Source organism: Sorangium sp. So ce131 (genome assembly GCF_051519095.1).
In the GTDB taxonomy this organism is placed as follows: domain Bacteria; phylum Myxococcota_A; class Polyangia; order Polyangiales; family Polyangiaceae; genus Sorangium.
Window position 1 is genome coordinate 740,414 of record NZ_CP150455.1, and the last position, 24,704, is coordinate 765,117.

Annotated in this window: 21 protein-coding genes and 1 tRNA gene; 14 read left to right on the plus strand and 8 right to left on the minus strand. The window is 73.6% G+C overall.

Annotated features, from left to right (window positions below; all coding sequences use genetic code 11):
* Positions 1-31 precede the first annotated feature (31 nt).
* The 4 genes from WMF43_RS02730 to WMF43_RS02745 all read right to left on the minus strand — a co-directional run bounded on the left by WMF43_RS02730 (position 32) and on the right by WMF43_RS02745 (position 6,055).
* Positions 32-931, minus strand: coding sequence for a hypothetical protein (locus WMF43_RS02730; protein WP_437677332.1), 900 nt, complete (start codon positions 929-931; stop codon positions 32-34).
* Between the two features lie 2 nt (positions 932-933).
* Positions 934-2,016 (minus strand): phosphatase PAP2 family protein, encoded by a 1,083-nt coding sequence (locus WMF43_RS02735; RefSeq protein WP_437677334.1) that lies wholly within the window; start codon positions 2,014-2,016, stop codon positions 934-936.
* A gap of 93 nt (positions 2,017-2,109) precedes the next feature.
* Complete coding sequence (locus WMF43_RS02740) at positions 2,110-3,819, minus strand: DUF4139 domain-containing protein (protein WP_437677336.1); 1,710 nt, start codon at positions 3,817-3,819, stop codon at positions 2,110-2,112.
* A 19-nt stretch (positions 3,820-3,838) separates the two neighbouring features.
* Positions 3,839-6,055 (minus strand): DUF4139 domain-containing protein, encoded by a 2,217-nt coding sequence (locus WMF43_RS02745; protein WP_437677338.1) that lies wholly within the window; start codon positions 6,053-6,055, stop codon positions 3,839-3,841.
* A gap of 250 nt (positions 6,056-6,305) precedes the next feature.
* On the opposite strand from WMF43_RS02745, the gene acpS reads away from it, so the two are divergent.
* The gene (gene acpS / locus WMF43_RS02750) at positions 6,306-6,941 is read left to right on the plus strand and encodes a holo-ACP synthase (RefSeq protein WP_437677340.1); all 636 of its coding nucleotides are present in this window, start codon (positions 6,306-6,308) and stop codon (positions 6,939-6,941) included.
* Positions 6,938-8,746, plus strand: coding sequence for an NAD(P)H-hydrate dehydratase (locus WMF43_RS02755; RefSeq protein ID WP_437677341.1), 1,809 nt, complete (start codon positions 6,938-6,940; stop codon positions 8,744-8,746). Before acpS ends, WMF43_RS02755 begins: the two co-directional genes overlap by 4 nt.
* 69 nt (positions 8,747-8,815) lie before the next feature.
* Here the strand turns inward: WMF43_RS02755 and WMF43_RS02760 are convergent, their stop codons facing one another.
* Positions 8,816-9,463, minus strand: a complete 648-nt coding sequence (locus WMF43_RS02760) for an NADPH-dependent F420 reductase (RefSeq protein WP_437677343.1) — start codon at positions 9,461-9,463, stop codon at positions 8,816-8,818.
* 576 nt (positions 9,464-10,039) lie between these two features.
* Between WMF43_RS02760 and WMF43_RS02765 the strand changes: the two genes are divergently transcribed.
* The 9 genes from WMF43_RS02765 to WMF43_RS02805 all read left to right on the plus strand — a co-directional run bounded on the left by WMF43_RS02765 (position 10,040) and on the right by WMF43_RS02805 (position 17,384).
* Complete coding sequence (locus WMF43_RS02765; RefSeq protein WP_437677345.1) at positions 10,040-10,525, plus strand: RNA polymerase sigma factor; 486 nt, start codon at positions 10,040-10,042, stop codon at positions 10,523-10,525.
* A 160-nt stretch (positions 10,526-10,685) separates the two neighbouring features.
* A complete protein-coding gene (locus WMF43_RS02770) occupies positions 10,686-12,068 on the plus strand; it encodes an NAD(P)/FAD-dependent oxidoreductase (protein WP_437677347.1) in 1,383 nt (460 codons plus the stop codon).
* 59 nt (positions 12,069-12,127) lie between these two features.
* Positions 12,128-12,796: a helix-turn-helix domain-containing protein gene (locus WMF43_RS02775; RefSeq protein ID WP_437677349.1), complete on the plus strand. Its 669-nt coding sequence runs from the start codon at positions 12,128-12,130 to the stop codon at positions 12,794-12,796.
* A 188-nt stretch (positions 12,797-12,984) separates the two neighbouring features.
* Positions 12,985-13,308, plus strand: coding sequence for a DUF2325 domain-containing protein (locus tag WMF43_RS02780; protein WP_437677351.1), 324 nt, complete (start codon positions 12,985-12,987; stop codon positions 13,306-13,308).
* Positions 13,309-13,327: 19 nt separating this feature from the next.
* A complete protein-coding gene (locus WMF43_RS02785; protein ID WP_437677353.1) occupies positions 13,328-14,377 on the plus strand; it encodes a sulfate ABC transporter substrate-binding protein in 1,050 nt (349 codons plus the stop codon).
* A 57-nt stretch (positions 14,378-14,434) separates the two neighbouring features.
* Positions 14,435-15,310, plus strand: a complete 876-nt coding sequence (cysT, locus tag WMF43_RS02790) for a sulfate ABC transporter permease subunit CysT (protein WP_437677354.1) — start codon at positions 14,435-14,437, stop codon at positions 15,308-15,310.
* Positions 15,310-16,182 carry a sulfate ABC transporter permease subunit CysW gene (gene cysW, locus WMF43_RS02795; RefSeq protein ID WP_437677355.1) on the plus strand — a complete coding sequence of 291 codons (873 nt, stop codon included), beginning with the start codon at positions 15,310-15,312 and terminating at the stop codon, positions 16,180-16,182. Before cysT ends, cysW begins: the two co-directional genes overlap by 1 nt.
* Positions 16,183-16,331: 149 nt before the next feature.
* Positions 16,332-17,057: a hypothetical protein gene (locus WMF43_RS02800; protein WP_437677357.1), complete on the plus strand. Its 726-nt coding sequence runs from the start codon at positions 16,332-16,334 to the stop codon at positions 17,055-17,057.
* Positions 17,058-17,312: 255 nt separating this feature from the next.
* Positions 17,313-17,384: transfer RNA gene (locus WMF43_RS02805), tRNA-Cys, on the plus strand.
* Between the two features lie 189 nt (positions 17,385-17,573).
* Here WMF43_RS02805 and WMF43_RS02810 read toward each other — a convergent pair.
* Positions 17,574-18,335 (minus strand): Uma2 family endonuclease, encoded by a 762-nt coding sequence (locus WMF43_RS02810; protein ID WP_437677359.1) that lies wholly within the window; start codon positions 18,333-18,335, stop codon positions 17,574-17,576.
* Positions 18,336-18,751: 416 nt separating this feature from the next.
* Here WMF43_RS02810 and WMF43_RS02815 point away from each other — a divergent pair, with 416 nt between their 5' ends.
* On the plus strand, positions 18,752-21,391 hold the full coding sequence (locus tag WMF43_RS02815) for a penicillin-binding protein 1A (RefSeq protein ID WP_437677361.1): 2,640 nt from the start codon (positions 18,752-18,754) through the stop codon (positions 21,389-21,391).
* A 21-nt stretch (positions 21,392-21,412) separates the two neighbouring features.
* On the opposite strand, the gene WMF43_RS02820 is transcribed toward WMF43_RS02815, so the two are convergent.
* Entirely contained in the window at positions 21,413-22,924 is a 1,512-nt protein-coding gene (locus WMF43_RS02820) for a DUF4832 domain-containing protein (protein WP_437677363.1), read from the minus strand.
* A gap of 358 nt (positions 22,925-23,282) precedes the next feature.
* On the opposite strand from WMF43_RS02820, the gene WMF43_RS02825 reads away from it, so the two are divergent.
* Together WMF43_RS02825 and WMF43_RS02830 are read left to right on the plus strand one after the other, a co-directional pair.
* Positions 23,283-23,645 carry a c-type cytochrome gene (locus WMF43_RS02825; RefSeq protein WP_437677365.1) on the plus strand — a complete coding sequence of 121 codons (363 nt, stop codon included), beginning with the start codon at positions 23,283-23,285 and terminating at the stop codon, positions 23,643-23,645.
* Positions 23,642-24,106: a hypothetical protein gene (locus WMF43_RS02830; protein ID WP_437677367.1), complete on the plus strand. Its 465-nt coding sequence runs from the start codon at positions 23,642-23,644 to the stop codon at positions 24,104-24,106. The genes WMF43_RS02825 and WMF43_RS02830 overlap by 4 nt, the downstream gene beginning before the upstream one ends.
* A gap of 20 nt (positions 24,107-24,126) precedes the next feature.
* Here WMF43_RS02830 and WMF43_RS02835 read toward each other — a convergent pair whose 3' ends face one another.
* Entirely contained in the window at positions 24,127-24,624 is a 498-nt protein-coding gene (locus WMF43_RS02835; RefSeq protein WP_437677368.1) for an SRPBCC family protein, read from the minus strand.
* Positions 24,625-24,704: the final 80 nt, after the last annotated feature.

Genomic DNA, 24,704 nt, shown 5'->3' on the forward strand with positions numbered 1-24,704 from the left:
ACGCTTACCACGCCCCGCGCCCGGCGCATGCTCACGGGAACTCCGGCCATCGGTCGCCGGTCGCCCACCGGTACCGCAGGCCGAGCTGGCCGAGATCCGCGCCCAGCAGGCCCAGCCGGTCCGGCGTCGCGGCCACCACCATGACCGTCCCCACCGCATCGAGGTGGTGTGTCAGCGAGATCGCCAGCATCGGGCCGATGCGCACGACGGCGCTGCCGCGGCCGGGGTTGCCGATCACCTCCGCGGCGGCGCCGAGCCGGAGCTCGCCGTACTCGTCCATCTCCCCCAGGAAGCCGATCCGGGCCCGGTAGAGGAACGGCGGCTCCATCACCGCGTGGAGCGCCTCCTCGTAGAGGTGGAAGCCCTGCGGCGTCCCCAGCACCGCGTAGCCGGTCGCGACGCCGAACAGGCTGCCTCCGAGCAGCGGAGTCGATCCCGAGATCTCGACCTCCCCGGCGACATAACGCGACTTGGGGCCCAGCATGAGCTCGGTGTCCCGGCGCGTGTACGACGCCTGCGGCTCGAGGAAGTACTGGCTCGTCGAGAACACGTAGCGCGCGCCGGCGCGGAGCTCCACGCTGGGCAGCGCCGCGCGCAGGCCCACGTACTCCGCGCCGCCGTCGGGCGTGATGCTCGCGTACCCCTCGACCCCGACCCACGACCAGTGCGGCCGGCCCACGCCGATCGCGAGGGTCGGCCGGTAATAGATGACGCCGAGCTCCAGGACCGCGGAGACGAACGGGCGCGCGCCCGCGCTCCGCGCCCAGTACGAGCGCTTCTCCAGGAGGTCGATCCCTGGCGTGCTCGGGGGCGGAGCGCTGATGGACGGCGGCAGGTCGGCCACGTCCTGGGCGCCGGCCCGGACGGCGGCCAGGGCGAGCGCGGTGAGCGCGGCGAGCGTGGCGGCGGCAGGAGGTGTGCGGCGCGCCATCGCTAGAACCTGCCCACGAGGTACCCGCCGAGCGGCGCGGGCACGAAGCGGATCGAGACGCCGTCCCCGCGCGGCGCGCCGGCGTCGACGGCGCGGGCGCCGCCGCGGTAGTGCAGGAGCCACGGGACGCCGAAGCCCGTGAGCGTGCCGAGCGCCGCGCCGGTGAGCGCGTCGGTCGCGAAGTGCTGGTCCGAGACGACCCGCAGCGTCGCGACGGCGGCCGCCGTCGCGAGCGACGCGCCGCACGCGAGCGCGTCGGCCGCGCCGCCGCCGTAGAGCGGCAGGCGCGCGTGGTGCGAGCACGTGAGGCCCGCCGCCGTGAACGCGGTCGAGCTGTGGCCGCTGTAGAAGCTCCGGTACCGCTTGCTCCCGCGGCAGTCCCTGTCCTGCAGCTCCTCCGGCCCGCCGCACTGGGCGCGGTAGGGGCGCTCGCGGCTCGCGAACCCCGCGACGACGCCGTTCACGGCCGCGTTGAGCGCGAGCGTCTCGATGTCGATCATCGCGAGCTGCCACGCGACGCTGCCGCGCCCGTGCCCCCACCAGGCCACGAGCAGGGCGTCCACGGCGAGGTGGTTCGTCGTCAGCACGAGCAGCAGGTCGCTCGCGTCCCGCGCGAACTCGCGGTTGCGATCGCTCCCGATCCGCATGACCTCGCGCGCCGAGCGGTCGAAGCCGCTGACGCCCGTCCACCGGCCCTCGACCGGCGGGATGGCGAGCGTGGCGAAGGCGGTCGCGGCCACGACGCCCGTGGCCACGTACTCGCCCACGCGGAAGCGCGGCCAGCGCGGATCCCACGCGACCTGGCGCGCGGGCGGCGGGCGCCGCGGGCCGGCCGCGGTCGGCGCGGCCGCGAGGGTCGGCGCCGCTGCCGCTGGCCGTAGCGCGCCGGCCTTCCCAGCGCCGCGCGCCGACCCCGCCTCGGCCGCCCCGCCGCGCGGCGCCGCGGGCTGCTCGGCGCCCGCCGCCGCTGCCCCGAGCAGTGTTGCCGCGGCGAGCGCGGCGGAGGCGAGGCGCCTCGCCTGGAGGCGCGTCGGCGGCGGGCGGCGCTCGCAGCGCGCCGCCCGGCGGTCGGCCGCGCTCTCCACGCCTGAATCTGATGAAAAATCCATAAGATAGAGGAGCGTCGCGCGCGCGGTCACCGGCGCTCCTCGCGCGTCGCGCCGCGGCGGCGGGCTCGCTCAGAACGGCAACACCACGCTCGCCGACGCGCGGATATCATAACTGAACGACATCGTCTTCACGGCCTTCGGCGGCAGCTCGACCTGGCCGCGGAGGAAGCCGTCCTTCTCGTCGAGCGTCCAGCCGGGGGCCTCGCCGAGCGCGATCTCCACCTCGGCCACCTCGCTCACGGGGATCCGCTCGGTGACGAGCACCCGCTTCGTGTCGCTGGACAGGTTGGAGAGGGAGAGCTTCACCTTCCGCCGGATCCTGCGGCTGCCCGTGATCGCCGAGGTGTCGTGCTCCTCGTCGACGTTGCGGCGCACGCGCACGGCGTCGTCCACGCCGAAGCCGAGCTCGAACGGCTCCCCGGCGCCCACGAAATCGAGCCGGGCGCGGCCGATCAGGCTGCCGCCGCGCGCCACCCGCACCGGGCCCGCGAGCAGCGGGTGCGGCCTGGATCCGGCGCCGCCGCCGTCGAGCGTCACGGTCGCGCGCACGTGCGCGGCGGGGTGCGCCTCGGGGTACAGCACGAGCGCGAGCTCGGCCGTGAGCGAGCGCCGCGCGATCTCGATGCGGAGCGGGCGGCCGTCGGAGGGGAGCGTCACCGGCTCGGTCGCCTCGAAGGTCAGCGGCTCGCCCCCGTCGTCCACGCCCGGCATCTCATCGACGGCCCGCGCCCCGCGTTCGAGCCCCGCCGCCGCGATCGCCTGGTCGCGCGCCTCGACCACCACGCGGCGGCGCTCGAGCTCCGTCTTGCGCCGCACCTGGAGGACGTCGTCCGCGAGGATCGGCGCCTCGGCGCTCCGCGACGGGCGCGCCGTCGAGAAGCGCGCGGTCACGTTCTCCCACACCTCGCCCGTCGCCTGCCACGCCGCCGCCCAGGTGGTGAGCTCGACCGCGCCGCGATCGCCCTGCGCGTCGGCCTGCGCGTCGGTCCCGCGCGCGCCGCCCGCCGCGAGCCGCGCCAGGTGCTCGGGGCGCCAGACCGCGCACGCGACGCGGTAGGTCAGCTCGATCTCGACCGGCTGCGGCGCGGGCGCGTGCACCTCCACCTCGATCACCGCCTCGAAGCGCGGCCGCTCGCGCGACCCCTCGCGCAGGCGCGCCGCGGCGCGCCGGGCGTCGTCCTCGGCGTGCGCCCGCGCCTCGCGCGCGTCGGCCGACGCGCCGAGCGCCTCGGCGAGCCCGGCGTCGAGCGCCTCGTATCCGGCGCGCCACGAGGCGAGCCGCTCGGGCTCGCCGGCGTCCTTCGGGACCGCGCCGAGCGCCTGCGCCCACTTCGCGAGCAGCTGGTCGAGGTGCGCCTCGCGGCGCGCCGCCCGATCCCGCGCGAGCTCGGCGGCGGCGGCCCGCTGGGACGCCTCGCGCTGCTCGCGCTCGAGCGCGTCGATCTCCTCGCGGCCGAGCGCCGCCTCCCGGTGCGCCCTCCACCGCACGCGCGCCGCCGTCACCCGGACCGCGCCCGCGCCGTCCGCCGCGCCGTCCGCCACGACGGCGCGCGCCTGGACGGTGCGCTCGTCGACGAACACCGACACGCCGCCGATCGCCACCCACTGCGCCCCGGCGCCGACCTCGACGCGCGCGACGCGCACCACCTCGGCGCGATCCTCGAACAGCGTCACGACGCGCGCCGCGCTCGGGTGGCCTGCCGGGGCGGCGCGCTCGCCGTCGCCCCCTTCGCTGGTGCTCCGCTCGGATCCGCTCGGACCGTCCGCATCCATGCCCATGGCGCGCTCGTTTCCCCTGTTATTCCCGGCGGTTACCGCCGACGATCTCGTTCTTGGAGGCGAACACCAGGCGGTAGGTGAAGGCGACGGAGGCCTTGCCGCCGGCCGCGATCGGGACGCGCCAGCGCAGCCCGCCGCGCACCGGCTCGCCGATGTCCTCCTGGGTGTACGGCTCGGCCCTCGGCTGCGATGCGAGCAGCTTGATCTCGACGTCCTTGTCGTCCGTGACCGGGACGCGGTCGATGACCTCGACCTCGACGTTCATGCCGAGCGACGAGGACAGGTCGACGGCGACCGCGTGCTCGACGGCGAGCGAGCCGCCGAGCAGGCCGGCGCTCGACTCGTCCACGCGCGCGTTCCTGGCGACCCGGATCCGCTCCTCGACGCCGAGCCCGACGCGCAGGACGCCGCCCCGGTCGACGTGCCCGATCGCCGACTGCGCGGCGAGCGCGCCGTCCACGAACACCTCGACCGGCCCCGCGAGCAGGGGGACGCCGAACGGGTTCTCGACGCGCCCCTCGCGGTAGACCTCCGCGGCCTCGCGCGGCACGGCCACGAAGCGCGGCCTCGACGGCGCGCTCGCGGCGATCAGCGCGACGCGGTGGAGGCGGCCGTTCGACGGCACGTCCGCGGCGCTCTCGCCCGCGTAGAGGTGGTCGAACTGCCCGCGCGATGCGCGCGGATCCACGGCGCGGGGAGGGCCCTCGAGCTCGTCGACGGCGGCCTGCGCGTGGTCGGCCGCGCGCCTCGCCTGCCCGGATCCCTCGCGGGCGAGGCGGCCGCGCTGCGGGCCCGATTTGGGCAGGTGCAGCGCGTCGAAGTCGAGCCACGCCTCGGTGGGCTCGAGCGGCGCCGGCGCCTCGGCGAGGCCGTCCTCGGCGTAGCCGAGCTCTTCCTCGGCCATGCCGCTCGCGGACTGGAGGCTCCGCGACAAGGCGGCTGGAGCGGCGGGTTTGGCCGCGAGCGGCGCGCCCCTCGGAGCCGCCATGGGCGCGGGCGCCGGCACGCTGCCTCCGCCGAACGACGGGAGCGGCAGCCCGATCGACTTGCGCGCCGGGGCGGGGGGCGGCATGGCGGCGACCATCGCCGATGCGCCCAGCGGCGGGGCCATGCCGGGCGCCTGCGGGGCCGGCGGCGGCGGGGCGACGGGCGGCGGCGCGCCCGTGTCCCTCAGGGCCGCCTCGGCGTGTGCGCTTCGCTCCGGGAGCCGATGCCTGTCGCTGGCGCCGCGGGCGGGCGCGAGCGCCGCCGTGCCCTGCGCGGCGGGCCCGGGCAGCGCGGCGACGAAGTGATCGAACCCGGTGAACATGGCGTCGAGCCCCTCCGGCGCGGGGCGGTAGCCGCGGCGCGCGGGCCGCTGCGCGCGGCTGAGGCGCAGCGAGGCGAGCTCCGGGAGCCGCGTGTCCTGCACGAGGTCGGCGGTGGAGAGCGCGAGGCGCACGTCCTTCCAGTCCTCGCCCGAGGCCTGCGCGACGAACGCGTCGAGCTGGAGGGCGACCTGGGTCGCGCCGCGCGAGAACCGCGCCGCGTAGGCGGGCCACCACCGCGCGGCGAGCACGGCGTACTCGATCCGGAGCGCCGGCTCGGGGGCCGCGTCGCCTCGCGCCGGCGCGAGCCGCACGACCACCTCGAGGCGCGGCGGCGCCTTCTCCTCGACCTCGGCGCTCGTGGCCTGGGCGGCGTCGAGCCGCGCGGCTTCCAGCTCCCTGCGCGCGCGCTCGAGCGCCGCGTCGAGCGCGGCGACGCGGGCGTCGAGCGCGGCGAGCTCGCCCGAGAGCAGCCCGCTCACCGCGAGCGCGTCCCGGATGCGGGTCGCCGGGTCGCCCGGCCGGAAGCGCCGCGCGAGCGCCGGATCGAGCGAGACGGCCCCGAGGTGGTCGCGCCACAGGCGGAGGTGGGTCTGCTCGGCGGAGAGCCGCTCGATGGCGAGCTCGCGCGCGCGGAGCTCGGCCGGGAGCGAGCTCTTCGAGGCGGGCGCCGGGGGTACGACGAGCCGCGCCCGCACGCCGAGCACGTCGCGCGCGGCGCCGGCCGCGTCCGGCGGGCCATCCGCGGCGGTCACGAGCGCGCGGAAGCTCCCCGGCTCGGCGAGCAGGGTGACGCCGGGCACGGAGAGCTCGACCGCCCCTCGGGGGAGCGGCGCCGCGAGCTCGACGCGGCGGGTGACGACCGCCCCGCGCGCGTAGACGACGACCCCTTCGATACGGCTAGCGCACTCGATCTTCTCCGCCGCCATCGTCCGTCCCCTCGAGCGCGAAACGCGCTGCGGAGCGCGAAGGTATCACGCCGGGCGCAGGGCGAGGGTAGAGTCGCCCCATGGCCTCCTCCCCGTGCCCTGGTCCCGTCGACCGCACCGCCGCGGGCGCTGCCGCCGCCGCGCGCGCTCCTACCGCCGCGGGCGCTCCTACCGCCGCGGGCGCTGGCCGCGAGGGCGCCCTCGGGCCGCCGTCCGCCGCCCGGCGCCGCGGATCGGCCGAGGTGGGCGCATGATCCTCGGCATCGGCATCGACGTCTGCGGCATCGTGCGCATGGAGGAGGCGCTCGCGCGCTGGGGGGACCGGTTCTGGGAGCGGGTGTTGTCCGAGCCCGAGCGCCGCTCGCTCGCGCACCGCGTGGACCGGGCGACGGCGCTGGCGGGCCGCTTCGCGGCGAAGGAGGCGGTCGTGAAGGCGCTCGCCGGGGCGCCGGGGGTGAGCTGGCATCACCTGGAGGTGCGCGGCGCCCCGCGCACGCCGCCGACGATGGCGCTCCACGGCCCGGCGCGCGCCCTGGCGGAGCGCATGGGCGTCAAGCGGGTGCACCTGTCGATCACCCATGACGCCGGCGTGGCGGCGGCCGTGGCGATCCTGGAAGGGGACGGCGAGAGCCGATCCCCGATGAAGGATGAAGAGGACGGCGAGAGCCGATCCCCGATGAAGGATGAAGAGGACGGCGAGAGCCGATCCCCGATGAAGGATGAAGAGGACGGCGAGAGCCGATCCCCGATGAAGGATGAAGAGGACGGCGAGAGCCGATCCCCGATGAAGGATGAAGGGGACGGCGAGAGCCGATCCCTGGTGATTGAAGAAGCGGGCGGCGAAGGCCGAACCACCCTGGACGACGAAGGGAAAGAGCGCTCGTGATTCCGGTCCTCTCGCGCGCGCAGATGCGCGCCTACGACAAGCACGCGATTCATCAGTGCCACGTGCCCGGCGTGGTCCTCATGGAGAACGCGGGCCGCGGCGCCGCCGACGTCATCTCGGCGATCATCGAGGCGCGCACCGCCGGGCAGCCCGGCGCGGCCGCGAGCCCCGGCCACGCCGCGCGGCCGGCGCTGCCCCCGCCTGCGCCTGGCCAGGCGCCCGCGCGCGCGCTCTGGCCCGCGACGTTGCCCTCGGGGGGAGGCCTCCGCTCCGGGAGCATCCCGTCGCCGCCGAACGGCCGCCGCAGCGCCGAGGACGCGCGGGCCGCGCGGGCCCGCTCGTTCCCGGTGCGGCACGTCCCGAGCCCGGGGCAGCCCGCGACCTACCCGCTGAACGCCCGCGTCGTCGTGGTCGCGGGCGCCGGCAACAACGGCGGCGACGGCTTCGTCGTCGCGCGCCACCTCCTCGCCCGCGGCGCCGAGGTCGAGGTGTTCCTGGCGGCCCCCTCCGAGAAGGTCACCGGCGACAGCCGCATCAACCACGACGCGTACATCGATCTCGGCGGCGCGCTCCGCGAGCTCCCGCCGGGCGCGCCGCTCGCCCCGCTCGAGGCCGCGCTCGCCGAGGCCGACCTCGTCGTCGACGCGCTCTTCGGCACGGGCCTCGACCGCCCGATCGAGGGCCACCTCGCCGACGTCATCGGCGTCCTCAACGCCTCGACCTGCCTCTGCATCGCGCTCGACGTGCCCTCGGGCCTCGACGCGGACAGCGGCGCGCCGCTCGGCGCCGCGGTGCAGGCGGACGAGACCGTCACGTTCGGCCACCTCAAGATCGGCCTGCTCACGCCCGAGGGGGCGCGGCTCGCGGGCAACGTCCACGTCGTCGACCTCGGCGTCCCGGACCGCCCGATCCTCGCCCACGTGGGCCACGTGGCCGAGGTCCTCCGGAAGGAGACGATCGGCTCGTTCCTGCGGCCGCGCGAGCCGAGCGTCTACAAGCACCAGGCGGGCAACGTGCTCGTGGTCGCCGGCTCCTCCGGCAAGCTCGGCGCCGCGCTGCTGACGGCGCGCGCCGCGATGCGCTCCGGCGCGGGCCTCGTGACCATCTGCACGTGGGCCGACGCCGCGCCCGCGATGGAGTCGCGCGTCGTGGAGCTGATGACGACCGCGATCGATCCGGCGCGCGTCGAGGCCTCGCTCGACGGCGCGCTCGCCGGCCGCCGGGCGGTCGCGATCGGCCCCGGCCTCGGCCTCGACGACAAGGCGCGCGCCGCGGTGGATCACGTCGTCCTCGGCTGGGACGGCCTGAAGGTCGTCGACGCGGACGCCCTCACGCATTTCGTCGGCCGCCCCGAGGCGCTCGCGACGGCGCGCGGGAGCCTCGTCCTGACGCCGCACTCCGGCGAGCTCGGCCGGCTCCTAGGCCGGAGCGCCCGGGCCGTCGAGGAGGACCGCTTCGGCGCCGTGCGCGAGGCCGTGGCGCTGACCCGGGCCATCGTGGTGCTGAAGGGCGCGCGCACCGTGATCGCGCTGCCGGACGGCCGCATGTTCATCTGCATGGCGGGCAACCCCGCGCTCGCCACCGCCGGCGCGGGCGACGTGCTCGCCGGGATGATCGCGGCCCTCCTCTGCTCGATGGATCCGCCCGCCGCCGCGAGCGCGGGCGTCCTGATCCACGCGCTCGCCGGGGACGTGTGGCGCGCCCACACCGGCAGCGACCGGGGGCTGCTCGCGAGCGAGCTCGCCGAGCTGGTCCCCGGCCTGATCGCCGCGCTGGCCGCGGGGACCGACCCGCTGGCGATTTAATCTGTAGATTCGAGAAGATACGCGGGTTCGGCCGGGCGCGGGGGCGCCCGGCTCGCGCCCTGTCCTGGCCTATTTCTTCAGGAGCTTGAACGCGTGTGTCCACTGGTTGTTCAAGAGCCCGGGGATGCACCAGAGGATGCAGAGCGGCTCGATCGCGCGCGCGGCCTCCACGCCCCCCATGTCCGCGGTCTCCCACCCGAAGGCGTCGAGGATGCCCTCCACTTGCTTCTTCGCGCCGGCGTCGTCGCCGCAGATGAACATCGTCGGGCGGACGCCGCCGAAGTCCGGATTGACCATCCACACGCTCCCGACCGACGAGAACGCCTTGACGAAGTGGGCGCCCGGCGCGCGCCGCGCGAGCCGCTCGAGCAGCGAGTCGTTCGGGCCCGTGAAGAACTTGAGCACCCCGTTGACCGGGGGCTCGTCCGCGATGGGGTTGGTCGCGTCGATGACCGTCTTGCCCGAGAGGGCCTGGGGGCCCGCGAGGTCGACCGCCTCCTCCGCCGCGGTCCCCTTCACGGCGAGCACGACGATCTCGCCGAACTTCGCCGCCTCCGCGAACGTCCCGACGCTCGCCTTCGGCCCGGCGCCGTCCTTCCAGCCCGCGAGCTTGGACGGGTCGCGGGTACCCCTCATCACGCTGTGCCCGTGCTTGAGGAACCCGCCCGCTAACGTCTCTCCGACAACGCCCGATCCGAGAACCGCGATGTTTGCCATGCGCGGAGCATCGCACGCCCGTTCTGCCGGGCTCCACCATGGAATCGCGAACCGCGGGACCCACGGCCCCGTGGGCTGCGCTCGTGCCATTCGGGCGAGCGGCTCACGAACGGCCGGACGGTCGACGTGGGCACCGGCAAGGCCTTCCAGGTACCGTCGCTGCGCGGTCTCGCCGCACGTGCCCCGCGCCGCTGAACGCCTGCGCCCGGGCGCCGTCCGCGCGGCGCGCCGCGGCCGAGAGGCCCGCGCGCCACTCTGACGACGCCCGGCGGCCTGCTGTCGATTTGACACGCGCCCGCGTGTCTCCGCCCGCGCCATGGCGCGTTTTTCCCGCCATGGACGCGGTCATCGCGGTGGCACCTGCCTTGCCAGCGCCCGTACGCAGGAGGTCCCGCCATGCTCGTCCCCGCCGCCCATGCCCCCGCCCGGTCATCGAATTCCGCGCTGCCCCCCGTCGATCGGCGCCGGCGTGGACCGTCGCTCGGCGCGGCCGGGACGGCGCCGGGCGGCGGCGCGAGCGCGGGCGCCGTGGCCGCCGTCGATGCGGTCAACGCACTTTGCCGGGGCCTTGTCGAAATGACACCGGAGCTCTTCGGCCGCGCGCTGCGGCTCTCCCGATCGCCCGCGACGGCGGAGGACCTCGTGCAGGACACCGTGGAGCGCGCGCTCCGGTTCGCGGCGAGCTACGAGCCCGGGACCAACCTGCGGGCGTGGGTGCACCAGATCCTCTTCAGCGTCTTCATCACCCGGTGCCGGCGCAGCCGCCGCGAGCGCAACGCCCTCGACGTGCTCGCGAGCGATCCGTGCGCGTGGACCGCGCCCGAGGGCTGCGCGGAGACACACGCGCTCTCGCCCGGCGTGTGGCGCGCGCTGGCGACGCTCCCGCCGAGCTTCCGCGACACCGTCGTGCTCGTGGACCTCGAGGAGATGTCTTACAAGGACGCCGCGGCGCGGCTCGGCGTCCCGGTCGGCACCGTGATGAGCCGCCTGCACCGCGGCAGGAAGCTGCTCGCCGAGGCGCTGCAGGGCGAATCCGTCGCCGGCGTGAAGGCCGCGGCGTGAACGCGTGAGCCACCGCCGCGCCGCTGACGGCGCGCGGCGATCGGACCCTCCTCGACACGCCCGCTCCGCCCTGCGCGAGCTCCGCCGCGCTTGTCGCGTGGATCGGTGGGCCCTACCATCTCGGCGCCACCGAGGACGTGTTCCTCGTCGAGGAGGCACCATGGCAACGACCGCGAAAGAGCCCCACGTCGTCATCGTCGGCGGAGGCTTCGGCGGCCTGAACGCGGCGAAGGCGTTCCGCAACGCGCCCGTCCGGGTCACGCTCATCGACAGGACGAACCACCACCTGTTCCAGCCGCTGCTCTACCAGGTTGCGACCGCCAGCCTCTCGCCCGCCGACATCGCGGTCCCGATCCGATCGGTCTTCTCGCGCCAGCGCAACGTGCGCGTCCTGCTCGGCGACGTGAAGCGCGTCGACCTCGCCGGAAAGCGCATCGACGTCGACGACGACACGATCGACTACGACTATTTGATCCTCGCCGTCGGGGCGACGAACAACTACTTCGGCCACGACGAGTGGGCCCGCTTCGCGCCGGCGCTCAAGAACCTCGACGAGGCGCTCACCATCCGCGAGCGCATGCTGCTCGCCTTCGAGGCCGCCGAGCGCGAGGACGACCCGGCCGCGCGCCGCAGGCTGCTCACGTTCGTCGTCATCGGCGGCGGCGCGACCGGCGTCGAGATGGCCGGCGCCTTCGCCGAGCTCGCGCGTTACATCCTCGAGCGCGACTTCCGCGCCCTCGACCCCGCGTCCTCGCGCGTGCTGCTCGTCGAGATCGGGCCGCGCATCCTCCAGGCCTTCCCCGAGAGCCTCTCGGCGAGCGCCGAGCAGCAGCTCGCCTCCCTCGGCGTGGAGGTCATCAAGGGGCGCCGCTTCCGGAGCATCGATGAGCAGGGCGTCGAGTTCGAGGACGGCGAGCGCCTCCCCGCCGCGACCGTGATCTGGGCGGCGGGGGTCCGCGGCACGCCGCTCGCGCGCACGCTCGGCGTCGAGCTCGACCGCATCGGCCGCGTGAAGGTCGCGCCCGACTGCTCCGTCCCCGGACACCCGAACGTCTTCGCGATCGGCGACATGGCCGCGCTCCGCGACCGCAACGGCGTCGACGTGCCCGGCCTCAGCCCCGCCGCCATCCAGGAGGGGCGCTTCGTCGCGCGCTGCATCCTCGGCGACCTGAAGGGCAAGCCGCGCGGGCAGTTCGCCTACCTCGACAAGGGCACGATGGCGACCATCGGCCGCTCGCGCGCCATCGCGAAGATCGGCCGCCTGAAGATGTCGGGCATGCTCGCGTGGCTCGCCTGGCTGGTCGTCCACGTGCTCTTCCTCATCGATTACAAGAACCGCCTGGCTGTAATGTTCTCGTGGATGTGGCAGTACATCACGTTCAAGCGCGGCGCCCGCCTGATCACCGGTCACACCGCGCCGAGCGCGCTTCCCCCGACCGCGGAGGCGGCCGCCTCGCTCCGGGCGCCTCGCCTGCCGGCCCGCAGCGCGGCGACCGACGCGCCCTCTGGGAGCCCCGAGCGCGCCCCGGCCTCGGTCGCCTGACGCGCGCCCTGGCCTCGCTCGCTTGACGCGCGCCCTCCACCATGGCGGATACGCCTCCAGTGAAGGCACGGAGAGCCCAGCAACCCGCGCGCGCGGCGGCCGCCGAGCCGCCGCCCCCCCCGGCGAGCGAGCCGGAAGCCGACGAGCCGGCGCTCGACGAGGCGTCGTCGGACCTGACGCCCGTCGTCGCCATGAACCTGAAGCGGTTCCGGGCCGAGCGTGGCCTGTCGCTCGAGCGCCTGGCGAAGGCGTCCGGGGTGAGCCGGGCGATGCTCGGGCAGATCGAGCTGGGCCAGAGCACGCCGACCATCAACGTCCTCTGGAAGATCGCGCGCGCCCTCGGCGTCCCGTTCTCGGCCTTGATGAGCCAGGCCGCCTCGCCGGTCACGACCGTGCTGCAGGCCGACCACGCGCGCATCCTGCGCTCGCGCAACGGCGACTTCTCGTCCCGCGCGCTCTTCCCGATGGACCGCCCGCGCAACGTGGAGTTCTACGAGCTCCGCCTCGCGCCCCGCGCCGTCGAGCACGCCGACGCGCACGCCCCCGGCACCTCGGAGAACCTGATCGTCACCGAGGGCTCCGTGGAGATCACCGTGGCCGGCGAGCGGCGCGTGCTCGAGACCGGCGACGCCATCCTGTTCGAGGCGGACAGCCCCCACAGCTACCGCAACCTGAGCGGCTCCGAGGCCGTCATGTACCTCGTCATGACCTACGGCTCCCGGGGCTAGCCCCGCGCCGCTCCGTTCCGTTTGCGTCCGCCTCCATCCGTTTCCGCCCGCGAACGCCGGCGTGTCCGTCCAGTATCTGAGACGTTTCCTCCGTTATAGTGACGAACCTCCTTGCTTCCTCCGCTTTAGCATGAGATATGTCCGTTATAGCGGCGTTCACCCGCGGGAAGCAGCAAGGAGACGGCGCGATGCGGATCACCTGGATTGGTGGGTTGGATCGCAACCAGGCCCAGCTAGAGCGGATGGCGATGCAGGCGGGCCATCATTTGGAATTCCACACCGGCAACACCGGGGGCCGCGGCGCGGCCGAGCTGCGGGCGGCCATCGAGCGGGCCGACCTGGTGATCGTGTTGACGGACGTGAACAGCCACGGCGGCGTGCTGCTCGCGAAGAAGCTCTGCCAGAAGCTCGGGCGCGCGGCCTTCATGGCCCGCCGCTGCGGCGCGGCGCGCTTCCAGCAGCTGCTCGACGCGCTCGCGCAGCGGGAAGCCCGGTTCCTGGCGACCGGATAAGGGAGTAAGGACGAGATCGATGCGACGCTTGATCACGATGGTCTGTTGTGTGCTCACGCTGGCCCTGGCCGCGTGCTCGAAGGGCGACGCGACGGGCGCCGCCCCCGGCGCAGCGACCAAGTCGGGGCCGGTGCAGATCCTGAACGTCTCGTATGACCCCACGCGCGAGCTCTACGAGGAGGTGAACGCCGCCTTCGCGAAGAGCTGGAAGGCGCAGAACGGACAGGACGTCACCATCAAGCAGTCGCACGGGGGCTCCGGCAAGCAGGCCCGCTCGGTGATCGACGGGCTCGAAGCGGACGTGGTCACGCTCGCGCTCGCCTACGACGTCGACGCGATCGCGTCCGCGGGGCTGATCAAGGAGGGCTGGCAGGCGCGCCTCAAGGACAACAGCGCTCCGTACACGTCGACCATCGTCTTCCTGGTGCGCGGCGGCAACCCGAAGGGCATCAAGGACTGGGACGACCTCGTGAAAGAGGGCGTGTCGGTCATCACGCCGAACCCGAAGACCTCGGGCGGCGCGCGGTGGAACTACCTCGCCGCGTGGGGGTACGAGCTGAAGCGCTCGGGCGGCGACGAAGGGAAAGCGAAGGATTTCGTCGGCCGCCTGTTCAAGAACGTGCCTGTCCTCGACTCCGGCGCGCGCGGTTCGACCACGACGTTCGTGGAGCGCGGGATCGGCGACGTCCTCATCGCCTGGGAGAACGAGGCGCTGCTCGCCGTGAAGCAGGCCGGCAAGGACAAGTTCGAGGTGGTCGCGCCGTCGGTCAGCATCCTCGCCGAGCCCCCGGTCGCGGTGGTGGACAAGGTGGCCGACAAGCGCGGGACGCGGGCGGTGGCGGAGGCGTACCTCAACTTCCTCTCCACGGAGGAGGGGCAGCGCATCGCGGTGAAGCACTTCTACCGCCCGCGCCACGCGGCGACCCTCGCGGCCGCGGAGGCGGAGGGCACCTTCCCGAAGCTCGCGCTGTTCACGATTGACGAGGTGTTCGGCGGATGGCAAAAGGCCCAGAAGACGCACTTCTCCGACGGCGGCGTCTTCGACCAGATTTACCAGGCCGGCAAGTAGACATTCGTGGCTCTCCTCTGGCGACGACAGAGCGTCCTGCCCGGCTTCGGGCTCGCGATGGGTATTACGGTAACGTACCTGTCGTTGCTCGTGCTCGTCCCGCTGTCGATGATCTTCCTGAAGACGGCGACGCTCCCGCCGAGCGAGTTCTGGGCGGTGGTGACGTCGCCGCGCGCGCTCGCCTCGCTGAAGATGAGCTTCAGCGCGTCGCTCATCGCCGCGAGCATCAACGCGGTGTTCGGGGTGCTCGTGGCCTGGGTGCTCGTGCGGTACAGCTTCCCGGGCAAGTCGATCGTCGACGCGCTCGTCGATCTGCCCTTCGCGCTCCCGACGGCGGTCGGCGGCATCGCGCTCACGGCCATCTACGCGCAGCAGGGGTGGGTGGGTCAGTTCCTCTACCCGCTCGGGATCCAGAGCGCGTTCAGCCGGCTCGGCGTGGTCATCGCGCTGACGTTCGTGGGGCTCCCGTTCGTGGTGCGCACGGTCCAGCCGGTGATGGAGGAGCTCGAGATTGATCAGGAGGAGGCGGCGGCTTCGCTCGGGGCGGGCCGCTTCGTGATCTTCACGCGCGTCCTCTTGCCGTCGCTCTGGCCGTCGATCCTCACCGGGTTCGCGATGTCGTTCGCGAGGGCATTCGGCGAGTACGGGTCGGTCGTGTTCATCTCCGGGAACATGCCGCTCAAGACCGAGATCACGCCGCTCGTCATCATGACCAAGCTCGAGCAGTACGACTACGCGGGCGCGACGGCGCTCGCGGTCGTGATGCTCCTCTCCTCGTTCGTCCTCCTCTTCCTGATCAACCGGCTCCAGGTGTGGAGCGGCGCGCGCGTCTCGTCGCGCAGCCCGGTCGAGGCGCCGCGCCCGGCGGCCGTCGGGGCGGGGGCCGCCGGGGCGGGGGCCGCCGGAGGCAACGCGCCCGGGGTCGCGTCGTAATGGCGGGCGCGGCGGGCAAGCTGCGGGTGAGGTCGCGCACGGCGGTGCGCGGCGCGACCTCCGAGCCGACGGTGGTGCGCTGGGTGCTCACCGTGGTAGCGCTCGCGTTCCTCGGGTTCTTCCTGTTCCTGCCGGTCGTGGCGGTGTTCATCGAGGCGCTGAAGCACGGCCTCGTGGCCTACTGGCAGGCGATCATCGAGCCGGACGCCGTTGCGGCGATCAAGCTGACGCTGACGACGGCGCTCATCGCCGTGCCGCTGAACCTCGTCTTCGGCGTGGCCGCGGCGTGGGCGATCGCGCGCTTCGAGTTCTCCGGCAAGAGCTTGCTCGTCACGCTCATCGACCTGCCGTTCGCGGTCTCGCCGGTCATCTCCGGCATGATCTTCGTCCTGCTCTTCGGCGCGCACGGGGTGATCGGCCCCTGGCTGATGGATCACGACATCCGGGTGATCTTCGATACGCCCGGGATCATCCTGGCGACGACGTTCGTGACGTTCCCCTTCGTCGCGCGCGAGCTCATCCCGTTCCTGGAGAGCCAGGGGGCGGACGAGGAGCACGCGGCGCTGTCGCTCGGCGCGAGCGGGTGGAGCATGTTCTTCCGGATCACGCTGCCGAACGCGAAGTGGGGTCTGCTCTACGGCGTGGTGCTCTGCAATGCGCGGGCGATGGGCGAGTTCGGCGCGGTCTCGGTCGTCTCGGGCCACATCCGGGGGCAGACCAACACGATGCCGCTGCACGTCGAGGTGCTCTACAACGAGTACCACTTCTCGGCGGCGTTCGCCGTCGCCTCGCTCCTCGTGCTCCTCGCGCTCCTAACGCTCGTCGTGAAGCGCCTCATCGAGCACCGCGCGCAGCGCGAGACCGCGCCGTAGCGCGCGCCGCGGCTTGCGGTCGGCCCCCGCCGCTCCAGGTTTGCGGCAGGGGGGGGTGCACCATGCGGTTCGGGGAAGCGATCGGGCGTGCGATCGGGGGAGCCTTGTCTCCCATCGTCTGGCAGCTCAGCCTTGTCCGCGGAGCGAGGGTGTTCCACCCCGACGGCGTGGTTTACCGCGCCGCGGTGAGGTCCATCGCGGTGGAGGGCGAGGTCGGCGCGCTGTCGCAGCGGCTCGCGGGGCCGGCGCTCGTGCGCCTGTCGGGCGGGATCTGGCGGTGGCGGGGCGGCAGGGGGGAGCGTCGTCCGGATTTGCTGGGCGTCTCGGTGCGCTTCCGGAGCAGCGAGCAGATCACGCCGGCGGCGAGCGCCGGAGATCAGGATCTCCTCTTCGTGAGCGCCCGGTATCTCGCGCTGATCGCGTTCGGGTTCCTCACGACGAACCGGCATGATTTTCTGCGCAACGACTACTACGCCCAGCTTCCGTTCGAGGTCGCGGGGTTCGGTCGCGCGGAGTTCCGGCTGATCCCGCTGCGCGCCGTGACCACGGAAGGCAACCGCGTCGAGCGGCTCGAGCGGGCGGCGGCGGAGGGGCTGGCGTTGCTGCGGCTCGAGGTCAGGCGGCGCGGGGCGTTCAGGCAGTGGATGGCAGTGGCCGACATCGTGCTGGAAGCGCCGGTGGCCGTGGACCAGAACGCGCTCTGCTTCGATCCGTTCCACACGGGGAGGGGGATCGTGCCGAGCGGGCTGCTCCAGGCGACACGGCTGGCGACCTATACGGCGGGTTATCTCGGGCGGAGGCTGGCGGCGCGAGGGCGGGGGGCGCGCGCGAGGGGCGCGAGCGGCGCGCGGGGGGAGCAGCGCTGGCCCTCGTGAGGCGCACGGGGGCACGGGGATCCGGAGGGCGGCGGCTGCGGGAGGCAGGGGGAATTGGCGGCCGTCCCCTGTGCGCGCCGTGCGCTCCCCCTCCTCCCTCCCACAGCGACCAGCTCGGGGGAACCGTGCTGGCTTCTTCGGGGACGCGGTTGCGGCGGGTTGAGCTGGCTCGGCCGCGGAAATGCGCACGAACGTGTCGCGGGCATTGACAGCAGGGCTCGGATGAGGCATGACCTCCCGCCGCTTCGAAGAGTCGGTGAGGTAGCCAAGTGGTTAGGCAACGGTTTGCAAAACCGTTATACGCGGGTTCGAATCCCGTCCTCACCTCCGCAAGTCCGAACCTCCGGACCTGACCGCTGGCCCGGAAGAAGCTGCCGAGCCGGGGACGGCACGAGAGCGGTAAACGAGCTCGCTTCGAGCTCCGCGCTGCGCGGGAGTGCGCATGGGTTGCGCCCCGGCCGACGAGCGGCCAATGGCGGGGCGACGGCTATTCATCTGCTCGCTGCTGCGAGGCGGCTACGACGAACCGCCGCCAGGTAGCGGTCCGAACTGCTTTTCGTAAGCCGCCAACCGCGCAGCCAGGCTCTGCGCTTCTTCGAGGGCAGCCTTCGCCCTCTCCTCGGCGGCGCGGGCCTGCTCCTCGGCGGCGCGGGCCTGCTCCTCACCGGTAGGCAGCACGCGCCCTTCCAGGTCGAGCCAGCGCAGCCAGTCGGTTGCAAGGCCGTGGTAGATGCCATGGCGTACGCCGAGGCGCAGACGAAGCCGCGCGCTCGTGAAGTCGCCGTTCGCCTCGGGCGAGACGCGCTCGTACGACTGCGTGGCTCGATCCAGCACATACGCCTCGAGCACGCCCGTGAAAGGATCGAATAGATAGTACTCCGGGACACGCAAGAGCTTCGCGTAGATCCGCATCTTTTCGCCGCGATCGACGGCCTCGGTGGTCGCGGAGAGCAGCTCGATCACGACGTCCGGCGTCCGGCCATCCTCCTGCCAGACAACCCAGGACTTGCGCTCTCGCTTCCTGGTCTCGAGCACCACGAAGACGTCGGGCCCGCGGAAATCGTTCTTCTTCGCCTGGAGCTCGCTGAAATAGATGGCCATGTTGCCGCCGACGTACACGTCGTCACGGTCTTGCCAGACGAGCTTCAACACCTCGATGAGCAGGTACATCTGCTCTCGGTGACGTTCCGACTCCATCGGCTCTCCGTCGTCGTAAGGGAGCTCGTCCTCCCCAGGGGGCGGGATCGGGATGTGCGAGGTGTCGCTCTGGAAGGGCATGCGTCGCTCCACGCCCATCCTACCCCTCGGCGCCGCCCGGCGCAGCCAGCAATCGGGCAGCCGCAGGGCGAGCCCGCTCGACTGGCGCCGCGCGTCCCGGGCAGGATCGAGCCCAGGACGACAACGTCCGCTGCACGGGCGCCGGGCGGAGGGAACGAGCACGCGACGAACGCGTCGACGCTGCAGGGGCCCCTGACAACTCAAGGCGATCCCTGGCTCGCCTGATAAGCACCTGCGGAAGATCCGGTGACCGAGGACATCCGTGGCGCCGGGGCACGTGATACCGTGGCGCGGCCGGGTCACGTCACCTGGCGCCGAGGTGGCGCCGGTGCCTCCCGCGCGCTGACCGCATGGCCTCGGATCCCCCGCGAAAGCCCGCTGCGCCGCCCGAAGGGGCGGGCGAGCGTGTCGCCCCTGTGGAGCGTACGCTCCCCTACGACCCCGGCGCGGAGGGCCCCGGGCCGCCGCCGAGCGACCGCGCGCCGACACGGCTCTGGTCGCCGCAGCGCCCCGCGGGAACGCCCCCGCCCGCGCTGCAGCCGCCTCCGCCGCCGGCAGGGGCGCCGCAGCCGGCGGCCGCGTGGGCGCCGCCCCTGCCGCCCGCAGGGGCGCCGCCCCCGCCGCCTCCGCCGCCCCCGGCCCGCCCTCGGAGCGCGGAGCCCGGCCGCGCGCGCCGCCTCGCCCGGGCCGCGCTCGCGCACCCGGCGTGGGCGCGGCTCGGCGCGGCGCTCCGGGCGCTCCTCCGGCGGACGCCGCGCGAGGCGCGCGCGAAGCTGCCGCTCCGCGCGGCGCTCCTCCGCTGGGCGAAGCGGCTCGCGATCGCCCTCGCGGCCCTCGCGGCCCTCGCGGTGATCGCCTTCTTCGTCGTCGTCCGCCACTACGAGCGCGACCTGCCGACCACCGCGGAGCTCAAGAGCTACAACCCGCCGCAGGTCACGCGGTTCCTCGCGCGCGACGGCACCGTCCTCGGAGAGCTCTTCGTCGAGCGCCGGACCCTCGTGCCCGTCACCGAGATCCCGCCGGCCATGAGCCTCGCCGCGCTCGCCGCCGAGGACGCCAGGTTCTACAAACACGACGGGCTCAACTACCTCGGCATGCTCCGCGCCCTCCTCGTCAACCTGCGCTCCGCCGAGGCGCGCCAGGGGGGCAGCACGATCACCCAGCAGGTCGTGAAGAACGTCCTGCTCACGCACGAGCGCACCCTGGACCGCAAGATGCGGGAGCTGCTCCTCGCCCGCCGCATCGAGCAGGAGCTCACGAAGGACCAGATCCTCGAGCTCTACCTCAACCACATCTACTTCGGCCACGGGCGCTACGGGGTCGAGGAGGCGGCGCGGTACTACTTCGGCAAGAGCATCCGCCAGGTGACGCTCGCCGAGGCGGCGCTGCTCGCCGGCATCGTGAAGGGGCCCTCCATCTACTCGCCCCGCGTGAACCAAGAGCGCGCCGAGAAGCGCCGCGCCTTCGTGCTCGGTCAGATGCGGGAGAAGAAATTTCTGCCTGAGGCGCAAATCGACGCCGCGCTCGCGGAGCCGATCCGCCTCGCGCCCGAGCCGGAGACGTCGGACGAGCTCGCGCCGGAGGTCGTCGCCGAGGCCGAGCGCGCGCTGCGGCAGGCCGTCGGGCCCGACGCCAGGTACGGCGGCTACACGGTCGTCACGTCGGTCGACCCGAAGCTGCAAGCGGCGGCGCGCGCGGCGGTGCGCCAGAACCTCGACGCGTACGCCGCGCGGCACGGGCTCGCCGCGCCCTTCACCCGCGCGAAGGGCGACCCGGCGCCGTTCGCGGGCGTCCCCAAGGATCCGCACCGCACCTACCTCGGCGTGGTGACGGGCGCCGACGACGGCCGCGGGACGCTGGCGGTCCGCGTGGGCACGGTGCAGGGCAACGTCGACCTGCGCAAGGAGCGCCGGTACAACCCGCGCGGGCTCCCGCCGAGCCGCTTCGCGGAGGTCGGCAAGGTGCTGCGCGTGCGCTTCGCGGGCGAGCCCGAGGCCGGGAGGCTCCGGCTCGACCTCGGCCCGCAGGGGGCGCTCGTCGCGATCGACGCGCGCACGCGCGAGATCCTCGCGCTCGCCGGCGGCTACGAGGGCGCGCGCGGCGCGCTGGACCGGGCGAGCCACGCGCACAGGCAGCCGGGGTCGACGTTCAAGGCCCTCGTCTACGGCTACGGCATCCACGCGCGGAAGCTCACCGCGGCGTCGATGCTCGAGACGGACCCGGCGGCGCTCGAGGGATACCAGCCCGGCAACTACGACGAGAGCGAGGGGCAGAGCCCGAGGCGCCTGCGCGAGGCGCTCGCCCACAGCGTGAACGTCGCCGCGGTGGCGGCGCTCCGGGAGGTCGGCCCCGAGGCCGTGATCGCCTGGGCGCGCGAGCTCGGGATCACCTCGAAGCTCGGCGCCGATCTGTCCCTCGCGCTCGGCGCCTACGAGGTGACCCCGCGCGAGATGGCGGCCGCCTACGCGGCGTTCGCGGCGGGCGGCACGTACCAGGAGCCCGCGCTCGTGACGAAGATCACGGGGCCGCGCGGCGAGGCGCTGCCGCTGCCGGCGCGGCCGCCGCCCCGCCCGGTGATGACCGCGGCGGAGGCGTACATCACGACGAGCCTGCTCAGGTCGGTGGTCGAGGTCGGCACGGCGAAGCAGGCGCGCTCGCTGCGCCGGCCCATCGCGGGCAAGACCGGCACCACGAACCACGCGAGGGACGCGTGGTTCGTCGGCTACTCGACCGACATCGCGTGCGCCGTGTGGACCGGCTTCGACGACGCCACCCCGCTCGGCGCGAGCGAGGTGGGCAGCAGCGCCGCCCTGCCGGCCTTCGTCGCGTTCATGGACAAGGCGCACGCAGGGCGCCCGGCGACCGACTTCCCGGAGCCGCTCGGGATCGTGCGCCTCCCCATCGACCCGGAGAGCGGGCTGCCGGCGCTGCCCGGCCAGGAGAACGCGGTCGAGGAGGTGTTCCTCGAAGGCACCGAGCCGACCGGCGTCGCGCTGCCGGGCGTGGACCCGTTCGCGAACCTGCCGGGGCTCGGGGACCTGTTCAAGCCGCAGTAGGCCCCGCGGCGAGGAGGAGCGCTAGTCGATCACCCGCACGGTGGCGTCGAGCAGGTTGATGCCGGTGGCGCCGTCCCACGTCGCGCCGCTCGAGAGCCGGATCGCGTAGCGCGGGTCGTCGCGCAGGCTCGCGGACTCGTCCGGGAGCCACAGCCCGAGCTGGTAGTCGCCCGGGGGGAGATCGGCCGGGAGCTGCGCCCCGAGGCAGAGCTCGCTCTCTTCACCCGGCGCCCAGCGGCGCGGATCGGCGTCGACCTGGACGACGCGCCGCGCCCCGCCCTGCTGGAGCACGAGGTACACCGGGCGCGGGTTGTAGGCCCGGGCGTACCCGTCGTTGAACAGGCGCAGCCGGAGGGAGAGCGACTGCCCGCGCGCGACCTCCCCGGGGGACTCGTGGCCCGTCACGACGAAGCGATAGCCGAGGCGGCAGGTGATGGTCTCGAAGCAGCCTTCGGACCTCCAGCCGTCGAGCACGTCAAGGTGATAGTCCGTGTTGATGAAGCTCCAGTGATGCATGGAGAGCTCGGCGAGCGCCGAGCCGCACTGGCTGCGGGGCGGGTTCGGCGCGCACGTCTCGCCTCCGACGGGCGCGAACGCCGAGTCGGCGACGGCGTACTCCTTCTCGCCGGGGAGCTGGTAGGTGCCGACGTCGTCGTCGCTCGCGAGGAAGCAGTCGTTCAGGTGGCCGACGCGCGAGAGCGGCGTCCCGGAGAACGCCGTCGCTTCGGTCAGCGGACCGCCGTACGCCTCGAGCTTGTGCGAGGGGCGGCGCGCGAGGGTCATCCGGCTCTCCGGGAGCGCCCGGAGCAGCGCGTCGAAGATCTGCTCGCGGCTGTCCGGGCTCGTGAGGTCGTTCGTGGAGGAGTGCCACTCGCCCCAGGCGCCGACGAAGCCGGGGTGCAGCACGGCGATGACATCCGCGTTCGCCTGGAGCACGGGGGTCAGCTGATCGATGTGGGATAACACGCGGCTGAGCGGCGCGTCGTCCGGGGAGACCTCCGACGCGTAGTAGAAGCGGGGGAGCACCTTCAGCCCCGCCGCGCGCGCGGCGGCGAAGCTCGCGTTGAGCTGGTCGATGAGGGCCTGGTCGATGTCCCGCGCGCGGTAGTCGTCGATGAGCACCTTGCCGTAGATCAACGTGTAGCCCTGGTCCCGGAGGCCCGAGAGCGATCCGAGGCTCCGGAGATCCGTGAACTTGAAGAGGCCGCGCTCGGGGTTGAGCACGCCTGTGCACTCGGCGTCGCCGGAGGGGTCCGCGCCCGCGGTGAACAGCTTGGGCGCGTAGGTGCGCTCCACGGTGGCGCCGCTCAACCCGCAGCTGCCGGTCGGGCCGCTCGTATCGACGCCGCCGCCAGCTCCGCCGTTGCCGCTGAGATCCGCAGCGCTCGCGTCCGAGGTCAGCGCGTCGAGCGGGCTGTCGTCCCGGGAGCCGGCGCCGCACGCCGTGACGAGCAACAGCGAGAGACAGGGGACGCCGCCGCGAAGCCAGCGGGACAGGAAGTGGCGCGATGAGCGGCTGCTCTGGTGACCCATGGATCCTTCTCCTCGACAAGTGTAGATAAGTGAACCTGGACTACCCGACTCGCCGGGCCCGTCGTCCGTTGTCCAGCGCTCGGTGCACGGTCGATGCCACCGGATCTCCCCGCGTGAACACGAGGCCCAGGGATCAGGGGCTGCGCAGCGATCGTACAGTTGCGCAGGAAGCGGGCGGCGCGTGCATCGGGCAACCCACGCCTGGACCTCGCGGGCATCCCGCCGGGCGGCGCGCTGGCTCGGGCTCCGGCGCCGCAGCCTGCGGCCCGCGCCGGCCAGGGGCGCGGCCGTCGCCGAGCCCTGCGTCACCACGCCGCATGCGCCCGGCGCCCCAGCGCGCTACGTTGCGGCCGCCCGCATGAGATGGTCGCCGATCCTCGCCGCCCTGCCCCTGCTCGCGGCCGCGTGCAAGGGGTCCGCTCCCGCCGACGACGCGATCGCGCTCTCGCCCCGGGCCGCGCAGGGCAAGGCCCTGTTCTCCACCCTCTGCGCGTCCTGCCACGCCCCCAGCGCCAAGCTGGTCGGACCGCCGCTCAGCGAGCTGGCGGGCCTCTACGCGACCGATCCCGAGGGCATCGTCCGCTGGGCCGTGAACCCGGGCCGCAAGCGCACCGACGTCCCCCCGATGCCCAGCTTCCGTGGCGTCCGCGAGTCGGATCTCGCCGACGTGGCGCAGTACATCATCGAGGCCGGTACCGCGGCCGGGAAACAGAGACCATGATCTATTCGACTGTCCTCTTCGTGCACTCGTGGCTGCGCTGGGCCGTCCTGCTGCTCGGGCTGGCGACGCTGGTGCGGTCGGTCCGGGGCTGGACCCGAGGGGGGCCGTGGACCGCGACGGATCGCAAGATCAGCGCCGCGTTCGTCGGCTCGCTCGACACCCAGTTCCTCCTCGGCCTGATCCTCTACGTCGTGCTCAGCCCGCTCACGCCCAAGTCGCTGGACGCGCTGCGGGCCGCCATGCCCATCGCCGCGCTGCGCTTCTTCGCCGTCGAGCACGCGTTCCTCATGATCGCGGCGGTCGCCGTCGCCCACGTCGCCTCGGCCCGGGCGAAGCGCGCCCCGAACCCCACGGCGCAGCACCGGCGCATGGCGATCGGCGTCCTCATCACGCTGCTGCTCATGCTCGCCGCCATCCCCTGGCCCTCCCTGCCCCACGGCCGCCCGCTCTTCCGGATCTGAGCGGCGCGTCGGCCGGAGCGCTACGCGGCCGCTCGGCCCGCCTTCCAGCCGGCCGCGAACGCCTCGATGTGCGCCTTCAGGTAGGCGCACTCGCGCCGGACGACCCGCGACACGAACACGTCCTGCATCAGCCTGTCGGCGACCTTCCCGAGGTAGCGGAGGTTGAGCGAGCCGCGCAGCTCGTCCGTGAGGAGCGTCGCGCCGTCCGGCAGCGGCTTCAGCCGGTACTGTGATGAATGGGGGAAATTGCTCTTCGGATCCTTGATCGCCGTCTCGACCCAGCCGATCCCCGCGCCCTCCTCCCAGTGGGTCACCCGCGCGACGCGCGGCTCCGGGGCGCTCCCGAAGAACGAGTGATCGATGAACACGCGCGTCCCTTTGCCCCGGCGCTGGTCGGTCTCGAAGCGCATCGCCACGTGGAAATCATTCACCCGCATCAGGCGCTCGAGATCGCTGAGCCACGCCCACGCCACCTCGATCGGCGCCTCGATCCGGGTGCTCTCCTGGATATACAGCATGGGAACCCTCGCCTCCGTCCGGGGAATCCGGCGCGATCACCGTAGCACGGCGGGCGCCGCCGCCAGCGCCGGCAGCGTCG

Bases quoted from the DNA above. Each gene is read 5' to 3' on its own strand.
- WMF43_RS02730 (WP_437677332.1), bottom strand. From the start codon at position 931: ATGGCGCGCCGCACACCTCCTGCCGCCGCCACGCTCGCCGCGCTCACC.
- WMF43_RS02740 (WP_437677336.1), bottom strand. From the start codon at position 3,819: ATGGGCATGGATGCGGACGGTCCGAGCGGATCCGAGCGGAGCACCAGC.
- WMF43_RS02745 (WP_437677338.1), bottom strand. From the start codon at position 6,055: ATGGCGGCGGAGAAGATCGAGTGCGCTAGCCGTATCGAAGGGGTCGTC.
- acpS (WP_437677340.1), top strand. From the start codon at position 6,306: ATGATCCTCGGCATCGGCATCGACGTCTGCGGCATCGTGCGCATGGAG.
- WMF43_RS02760 (WP_437677343.1), bottom strand. From the start codon at position 9,463: ATGGCAAACATCGCGGTTCTCGGATCGGGCGTTGTCGGAGAGACGTTA.
- WMF43_RS02765 (WP_437677345.1), top strand. From the start codon at position 10,040: ATGACACCGGAGCTCTTCGGCCGCGCGCTGCGGCTCTCCCGATCGCCC.
- WMF43_RS02770 (WP_437677347.1), top strand. From the start codon at position 10,686: ATGGCAACGACCGCGAAAGAGCCCCACGTCGTCATCGTCGGCGGAGGC.
- WMF43_RS02780 (WP_437677351.1), top strand. From the start codon at position 12,985: ATGCGGATCACCTGGATTGGTGGGTTGGATCGCAACCAGGCCCAGCTA.
- WMF43_RS02785 (WP_437677353.1), top strand. From the start codon at position 13,328: ATGCGACGCTTGATCACGATGGTCTGTTGTGTGCTCACGCTGGCCCTG.
- cysT (WP_437677354.1), top strand. From the start codon at position 14,435: ATGGGTATTACGGTAACGTACCTGTCGTTGCTCGTGCTCGTCCCGCTG.
- cysW (WP_437677355.1), top strand. From the start codon at position 15,310: ATGGCGGGCGCGGCGGGCAAGCTGCGGGTGAGGTCGCGCACGGCGGTG.
- WMF43_RS02810 (WP_437677359.1), bottom strand. From the start codon at position 18,335: ATGCCCTTCCAGAGCGACACCTCGCACATCCCGATCCCGCCCCCTGGG.
- WMF43_RS02820 (WP_437677363.1), bottom strand. From the start codon at position 22,924: ATGGGTCACCAGAGCAGCCGCTCATCGCGCCACTTCCTGTCCCGCTGG.
- WMF43_RS02825 (WP_437677365.1), top strand. From the start codon at position 23,283: ATGAGATGGTCGCCGATCCTCGCCGCCCTGCCCCTGCTCGCGGCCGCG.
- WMF43_RS02830 (WP_437677367.1), top strand. From the start codon at position 23,642: ATGATCTATTCGACTGTCCTCTTCGTGCACTCGTGGCTGCGCTGGGCC.
- WMF43_RS02835 (WP_437677368.1), bottom strand. From the start codon at position 24,624: ATGCTGTATATCCAGGAGAGCACCCGGATCGAGGCGCCGATCGAGGTG.